This is a genomic window from Roseomonas sp. TAS13, from assembly GCF_001950415.1.
Classification (GTDB): domain Bacteria; phylum Pseudomonadota; class Alphaproteobacteria; order Acetobacterales; family Acetobacteraceae; genus Roseomonas; species Roseomonas mucosa.
This window is the reverse complement of sequence record NZ_BDLP01000219.1, coordinates 1-7,572: the sequence shown is the minus strand read 5'-3', so window position 1 is coordinate 7,572 and position 7,572 is coordinate 1. Positions and strand designations below refer to the sequence as shown.

Annotated in this window: 5 protein-coding genes; all 5 read left to right on the top strand. The window is 69.8% G+C overall.

Translation table 11 applies throughout. The features are described from left to right. Window positions 1–229 precede the first annotated feature (229 nt). Window positions 230–1,312 carry a histidinol-phosphate transaminase gene (gene hisC / locus ROTAS13_RS15910; protein WP_019460966.1) on the top strand — a complete coding sequence of 361 codons (1,083 nt, stop codon included), beginning with the start codon at window positions 230–232 and terminating at the stop codon, window positions 1,310–1,312. After that, on the top strand, window positions 1,309–2,196 hold the full coding sequence (locus tag ROTAS13_RS15905) for a prephenate dehydrogenase/arogenate dehydrogenase family protein (RefSeq protein ID WP_019460967.1): 888 nt from the start codon (window positions 1,309–1,311) through the stop codon (window positions 2,194–2,196). The genes hisC and ROTAS13_RS15905 overlap by 4 nt, the downstream gene beginning before the upstream one ends. A gap of 428 nt (window positions 2,197–2,624) precedes the next feature. Further along, the gene (locus ROTAS13_RS15900) at window positions 2,625–2,849 is read left to right on the top strand and encodes a zinc-finger domain-containing protein (RefSeq protein ID WP_019460968.1); all 225 of its coding nucleotides are present in this window, start codon (window positions 2,625–2,627) and stop codon (window positions 2,847–2,849) included. Between the two features lie 31 nt (window positions 2,850–2,880). Beyond that, window positions 2,881–5,778 (top strand): DNA polymerase I, encoded by a 2,898-nt coding sequence (polA, locus tag ROTAS13_RS15895; RefSeq protein ID WP_371329197.1) that lies wholly within the window; start codon window positions 2,881–2,883, stop codon window positions 5,776–5,778. Window positions 5,779–6,280: 502 nt separating this feature from the next. Next, window positions 6,281–7,572 (top strand): HAMP domain-containing sensor histidine kinase (locus tag ROTAS13_RS15890; protein WP_253187696.1); only part of this gene is annotated, 1,292 nt, incomplete at its 3' end.

Below are 7,572 nucleotides of genomic sequence, written 5' to 3'. Positions count from 1 at the left end.
TCGCCTTACGGTGGAGCTGTGCGTAGATGTGATCAAGAGACAGGCTGCGGCTGATCCCCTTCCGCGACCTGCCGCACCCGCACGAGACGGGCGCCGGGCGCGCGGCCGACAGGGGCGCGGAGGGCTGCGCCCTGGCCGAGATCGAGGGCTTCCTGTCCGCCGACGACCCCCGCCTGAAGAATTTTCGCGCCGATCTGCTCGGCGCCTATGCCGAGCCGGAGAGCCTGCCATGACCGTGATGCCCCGTCCCTCCATCCTCGCCGTCGAGCCCTATGTCGGCGGCGAATCCAGGATCCCGGGCGTGAACCGCATCGTGAAGCTGTCCTCCAACGAGGGCGCCTTCGGCCCGCCGCCCGGCGCGGTGGAGGCGATCCGGGCGATGGCGACCGAGGCGCACCGCTATCCGGATGGCGGGGCGAAGGCGCTGCGCGAGGCGATCGGGGCGGCACATGGGCTGGACCCGGCGCGGATCGTCTGCGGCAACGGCTCCGACGAGCTGATCGCGCTGCTGATCATGGCCTATGGCGGCGAGGGCACCGAGCTCGTCATGTCCGCCTACGGCTTCCAGATGTACGAGCTGACCGGGCTCTGGGCCGGCTGCCGCGTCATCAAGGTGCCGGAGCGCGAGCTGACCGCCGATGTGGATGCCATGCTGGCCGCGGTCGGGCCGCGCACGAAGCTGGTCTTCCTCACCAACCCGAACAACCCGACCGGCACGCTGCTGCCGCAGGGCGAGGTCGAGCGCCTGCGCGCGGGCCTGCGCGACGACATCCTGCTGGCGCTGGATTCCGCCTATGCGGAATACGTTACCGCCCCGGGCTACGACGCCGGGGCGAAGGTTGTGGATGCCAGCGACAACACGGTGATGCTGCGCACCTTCAGCAAGATCTATGGACTGGGCGGCATGCGCCTGGGCTGGGCCTATGCCTCGCCCACCATCGTCGCTGTGCTGGGCCGGGTGCGTGGGCCGTTCAACGTGAACGCCGCCGCCGCCGCCGCCGGCATCGCCGCCCTGGCCGAGCCGGGCTGGATCGGGAAGAACGTCGCGCACAACAGCGAATGGCGCGCGAAGCTGAGCGCGGCGCTGGAGGCGGTGGGCCTTCCGGTGCGGCCGAGCGAGACCAACTTCGTGCTGGTGGATTTCGGCAGCGCCGAGCGCGCCGGGGCCGCCGACGCGCATCTGCGCGCGCGCGGGCTGATCGTGCGCGCCATGGGCGGCTATGGCCTGCCGCGCTACCTCCGCGTCACCATCGGCAATGCCGAGGAATGCGAGATGGTGATCGAGGCGCTCACCGGCTTCGCGCGCGGATGAGCGATCCCCTCTTCCGCCGCCTCTGCATCATCGGCGCCGGCCTGATTGGTTCCTCCCTGGCGCGGCTGGTCTGCGAGCGGGGCGACATCGCCCGGCATCTGGTGGTGCACGACAGTTCCGCCACGGTGATCGGGCGGGTGCGGGCACTGGGCATCGCCGATACGGTGGAGCCCAATCCGGTGCGGGCGGTGGAGGGCTGCGACGCGGTCGTCCTCTGCGTGCCCGTGGGCGCCTATCACGGGGTGATGTCGGTGATCGCGGCGCATCTCGCCCCGGGCTGCGTGCTGAGCGACGTCGGCAGCACCAAGAGCAGCGTGCTGCGCGACCTGCTGCCCCTGTTGCCGGAAGGCGTGCACCTGGTGCCGGGCCATCCCATGGCCGGCACCGAGTTCTCCGGCCCCGATGCCGGCTTCGCCGCGCTGTTCCAGGGCCGCTGGGTGATCCTGACGCCGCCGCCGGGCGCCGATCCCACCGCCGTGGAGAAAGTCACGGAGATGTGGCGCCGCGCGGGCTCGACGCTGGAGGTGATGGACGCCGCCAAGCACGACAAGGTGGTGGCCATCGTCTCGCACCTGCCGCACCTGATCGCCTTCACCATCTGCTCCACCGCCGACGACCTGGCGCAGGAGACGCAGGACAACATCCTGCGCTTCGCCGCCTCGGGCTTCCGCGACTTCACCCGCATTGCCGCCAGCGACGTGGCCATGTGGCGCGACATCTTCCTGAACAACCGCGAGGCGCTGCTGGAGATGCTGGCGCGCTTCACCGAGGATTCCCAGGCCCTGGGCCGCGCGGTGCGCTGGGGCGAGGCAGGCTTCATCGAGGACCGCATCCAGCGCGGGCGGAAGGTCCGGCGCTCGCTGATCGAGATGAAGCAAGCCTGAAGTGGGGTTTCCGGCGGATGCCCCCGGGCGGAGGCTCCGCCTCCCCCGGTCCCCCACCGCTGGGGAGATAGTATCTCCCCAGACCCCGCCTTGAGTTGGTGCTGGCGGCAAGGTCGGCCTGTGGCCCACTCCTGGGGACAGGCGGACCGGCAAGCTCCCGGAGAAAGGAAAGACACTATCTTCGCGCTGGTGGCAGCGGCAGTCGCCGGGAAGCCATGCTTCCCGCCGCGATCCGGTGTCAGCGAGAGCCAGCGAAGGGGAGGTCCAGGACCCTCAGGGTCCTGGTGGATGGGGCCCCGGGGAAGGCAAGGCCTCCCGGCTGGCAGTGGCAGCAAAGCCCTGATCCCCTGCCTTGCCCCCCACCCTGGCCCGGAGGGCGCGGAGGGCCTATCTAGGGGATCCCATCCTTCCTGCAGGCGAGCGATCCGATGCGCGACAGCAGCTACACCGGCTATACCCCTCATATCGTTCCCGGCGTGACGCCGGTGGACAAGATCACGGTGGAGAGCCGGGTGGTGGCCTGCGACGGCGGCAAGGGCGCGCTGGGGCATCCCACCATCTACATGCGGATCGAGGACCGGGAGGTCACCTGCCCCTACTGCTCGCGCACCTATGTGCTGGCCGAGGGCGCGGGGGATGACGGCCACCACTGAGGCGCTGGCAGGAATTCGGAAAGGGGCGGCGATGACCGAGGATGCACCCTCCGGGACCCCCCGTGACAGCACGGCCCCGGAGCAGGAAGCGGCCACAGCCGCCGTCATCAACATGCCGGGGGCGGCGGGCGGCGTGCCGGCCACCCCGCCGGGCGAGCGGCACCTGATCCTGGTGGACGGGTCGGGCTACATCTTCCGCGCCTTCCACGCCCTGCCACCGATGACCAATCCGGAGGGCGTGCCGGTGAACGCCGTCTTCGGCTTCTCCGGCATGCTGTCGAACTTCCTGTCCCGGCATGTGGGCAGCCATATCGCCGTGGTCTTCGACGCCTCCCGCAGCACCTTCCGCAACGAGATCTACCCCGACTACAAGGCGCACCGGCCCGAGCCGCCGCCGGAGCTGGTGCCCCAGTTCAAGATGATCCGCGAGGCCACGGCGGCCTTCGGCGTCGCCTGCGTGGAGCAGCAGGGCTACGAGGCGGACGACATGATCGCCTCCTATGCCGCCGCCTTCGCGCGGGATGGCGGGCGGGTGACGATCGTCTCCTCCGACAAGGACCTGATGCAGCTCGTGGACGAGCGCGTCGAGCTGCTGGACCCGATCAAGCAGAAGCCGATCCGCGCCGCCGAGGTGATGGAGAAGTTCGGCGTGCCGCCGGAGAAGGTGGTCGAGGTGCAGGCCCTGGCCGGGGACCCCACCGACAACGTGCCGGGCGTGCCGGGCATCGGCGTGAAGACCGCCGCGCAGCTGATCGAGACCTATGGGGACGTGGAGACGCTGCTTTCCCGCCTGTCCGAGATCAGGCAGCCCAAGCGCCGCCAGACGCTGGAGGAGAATGCGGAGAACGCCCGCATCAGCCGCCGGCTGGTGGAGCTGGACCGCAACGCCCCCCTGCCGCACCCGGTGGAGGAATTCGTCACCCGGCCGCCCGAGCCGGCGCGGTTGAGCGGCTTCCTGGAGCGCAACGGCTTCCGCTCGCTGCAGCATCGGCTGGGGCTGAGCCAGGACGGCCTGCGCGACAGCGGCCCCCGTCGCCTGCCGGCCGCGCTCGAGGCGCCGGTTCCCGCCGAACCGCTGGCGGTGCCGGCCGAGGCCGCGCCCTTCGGCCCCTACGAGACCATCGCCGATCTCGCCACACTGGAGCGCTGGATCGCGCGGGCGCGCGAGGCCGGGGTGGTGGCGGTGGACACGGAGACGGACAGCCTGGACGCGCTGGCGGCCAATCTGGTGGGCGTCTGCCTTGCGGTCGCGCCGGGGCAGGCGGCCTACCTGCCGCTGCGCCATGCCTCGGGCGACCTGTTGCAGCCGGCGCCGCAGCAGGTGCCTTTCGACGAGGCGATTGCCCTGCTGCGCCCGCTTCTGGCCGAGCCCGGCATGCTGAAGGTGCTGCACAACGCGAAATACGACACCGAGGTGCTGGCCCGGCCGGAGAATGGCGGCCTCACGGTCGATCCGGTGGACGACACGATGCTGCTTTCCTACAGTCTCGATGCCGGGCGGCACGGGCATGGGATGGACGAGCTGTCGCGCCGGCACCTGGCGCACCAGCCGGTCACCTATGACGAGGTGACCGGCACCGGCAGGGCGCGCAAGCCCTTTGCCCAGGTGCCGCTGGAGCAGGCCACCGCCTATGCCGCGGAGGATGCGGATGTCACGCTGCGCCTCTGGCTGGCGCTGAAGCCGCTTTTGCGCGAACGCCGGGCGCTGGCCCTCTACGAGCAGGTCGAGCGTCGCATGATCGCCGTGCTGCGCGACATGGAAACCGCCGGCATCAAGGTGGACGGCGAGGAGCTGGCGCGGATCGGCGAGGACTTCTCCCAGCGCATGACGGCGCTGGAGGCGGAGATCCACGGACTCGCCGGCCGCGCCTTCAATGTCGGCTCCCCCAAGCAGCTCGGCGATATCCTGTTCGGCGAGATGGGCCTGCCCGGCGGCCGCAAGGGAAAGACCGGCGCCTATTCCACCGACGTCTTCGTGCTGGAGGAGCTGGCGGCCCAGGGCCACGAGCTGCCCCGCAAGGTGCTGGACTGGCGGCAGCTCTCGAAGCTGAAATCCACCTATGTGGACGGGCTGCAGGCGCAGATCGCTGCCGATGGCCGGGTCCATACGGATTTCAGCATGGCCATCACCTCCACCGGCCGGCTTTCCTCCACCGAGCCCAACCTGCAGAACATCCCCATCCGCACCGAGGAAGGCGCCAAGATCCGCCGCGCCTTCGTGGCGGAGCCGGGGCATGTCCTGCTGGCGGCGGATTATTCGCAGATCGAGCTGCGGCTGCTGGCCCACATGGCCGACGTGCCGACGCTGCGGGAGGCCTTCAGCAAGGGCGAGGACATCCACACCCGCACGGCGCGGGAGATCTTCCGCCTGCCGGAAGGGGCGCCGGTGGACCGCGAGCTGCGCCGCCGTGCCAAGACGGTGAATTTCGGCATCATCTACGGCATCTCGGCCTTCGGCCTGGGGCCGCGGCTTGGCATCTCCCCGGGCGAGGCGCGGGGGATCATCGACGCCTATTTCACGCAGTATCCGGGCATCCGCGACGCGATGGAGAAGATCAAGGAGGAGGCCCGCATCCACGGCTTCGTCCGCACCTCCTTCGGCCGGGCGCTGTGGATTCCCGACATCACCGCCAAGCAGGCGCAGATCCGCGCCAATGCCGAGCGGCAGGCGATCAACGCCCCCTTCCAGGGGGGGGCTGCGGAGATCATCAAGCGCGCCATGGTCCGCATGCCGCTGGCACTGCGCGAGGCCGGACTCTCGGCGCGCATGCTGCTGCAGGTGCATGACGAGTTGCTCTTCGAGGTGCCGGAGGGTGAGGTCGAGGCGACGGCGACGCTGGTGCGGGAGGTGATGGAGGGCGTGGCGACCTTGCATGTCCCCCTGTCCGTCGAGGTCGGGACGGGACATTCCTGGGCCGAGGCGCACTGATCCGGCCAGCCGCTTTTCCTGGCCGTTCTGCGTTGCGCTTCGTGATGGCCCGCCGGGAGAGAGGCTCTGCCTCTCGCCCCGGCCGGTCCCGGGGCCCCGGGCTTTCGTTGGCTTTGCGTGGGTGCCGCCAGTCTGCCGCCTGATCCCGGCTGGAAGGGCGCACCAAAGCTCCGGAACCTGGCGAAGCGGTGAAATCGAGGTAGGGGCAGTTTCCGGCCGGCTTGCGCGCGGGTGCCCCATCCTACCATTACAGGTTGTGCTTGTCCCCTGTTGCCTCGGCTCAAAGGCGCAAGCCGCATTCTTGTTTCCTGGGTTACTTGTTGTTGATTCGGAAGGATGATTCAGGGAGGGCGGATTTCCTTGCGCAACAACCTGTGGCTGAATATTTTATAATGGTATCGCAACGACGAACCGTGCCACGGTCGCCCCGCCCTGTCCGCCCGGGCTATAACCGTGCCGGGAGGAGGGTTTCCCCGGCTCTCCGACGTTCTGGATCGTGCCCGTGGCCTCACCTTTGCGATGGATCGTTGCCCGGCTTCGCCGCCGTCCCGACAAGGAGCACGAGATCGCCCTGAACCGGGTGGCGATCGCCCTTTGCGCGCTGGTGTACTTCTTCCTGGTGGTGCCCTCCGATGCCTCGCTGGAAGAGGCGCGGTGGCTCTGCGCCGCCTTTGCCATCGCGACACTGCTGCTCTGCGGGCATCTGGTGCTCCGCCCCGGCGCCTCCGTCCTGCGACGCCTGGCGGGGATCGTGCTGGATCTGGGCACCCTCTCGGGCGGGCTGCTCACCGGCGGTGTCTATGTGGCCGCGCTCTATCCGCTCTATCTCTGGGTGATCTTCGGCAACGGCTTCCGCTTCGGCATCGCTTATCTGGGCGTCGCGGCGGGCCTGTCCATCCTGGCCTTCGGCACCATCATCCATGTCTCGCCCTACTGGCAGGCCAACTACCCGCTGGCGCTGGGCCTGCTGGCTGGGCTGGTGGTCCTGCCGGGCTATGCCGCGATGCTGATCCGCAAGCTGTCCCTGGCGCGGGACCAGGCGGAACAGGCCAGCCAGGCGAAGAGCCTCTTCCTGGCCAGCGTCAGCCACGAGCTGCGTACGCCGGTCACCGCCATCGTCGGCATGAACGACCTGCTGCGCCGCACGCCGCTGCAGCCCGAGCAGCGGGAGATGACGGGGACGATCCAGACCTCCGCGCGCTCCCTGATCTCGCTGATCGACGACCTGCTGAACCTGTCGCGCCTGGATGCGGGCCGCGTCGCCTTCGAGCAGGTGGTCTTCGATCCGGTGGCAGTGCTGCGCGACGCGGCGCGGCTGGTCACCGCCCAGGCGCTGGAGAAGGACCTCCGCCTCGGCTTCCACGTCACGCCGCGCAGCACCGGCCTGCTGCGCGGCGACCGGCGCCGCCTGGGCGAGGTGCTGCTGAACCTGACCGGCAACGCGGTGAAGTTCACCCGCCAGGGCGGGGTGGTCCTGGCCCTGGACATGCAGGAACAGCCGGGAGGCATCCTGCTGCGGCTGGAAGTGTCGGACACGGGGATCGGCATCGCGCCGGAGGCCCAGGAGCGCATCTTCGAGAGCTTCACCCAGGCCCATGAGCGGATCGCCAACGATTTCGGCGGCACGGGGCTGGGCCTGTCCATCTCCCGCCGCCTGGTCCGGGCGCAGGGGGGCGAGATCGGGGTGCGGAGCCGCCTGGGCCGTGGCAGCACGCTCTGGCTCATCCTGCCCATGGAGCGTGTCGCCGCCGAGGGCACAGCTTCGCCCATGCCCTGGCATGCGGTGGTGCTGGT

Coding starts and splice junctions, on each gene's coding strand:
- hisC (WP_019460966.1), top strand. CDS start 230: ATGACCGTGATGCCCCGTCCCTCCATCCTCGCCGTCGAGCCCTATGTC.
- ROTAS13_RS15905 (WP_019460967.1), top strand. CDS start 1,309: ATGAGCGATCCCCTCTTCCGCCGCCTCTGCATCATCGGCGCCGGCCTG.
- polA (WP_371329197.1), top strand. CDS start 2,881: ATGACCGAGGATGCACCCTCCGGGACCCCCCGTGACAGCACGGCCCCG.
- ROTAS13_RS15900 (WP_019460968.1), top strand. CDS start 2,625: ATGCGCGACAGCAGCTACACCGGCTATACCCCTCATATCGTTCCCGGC.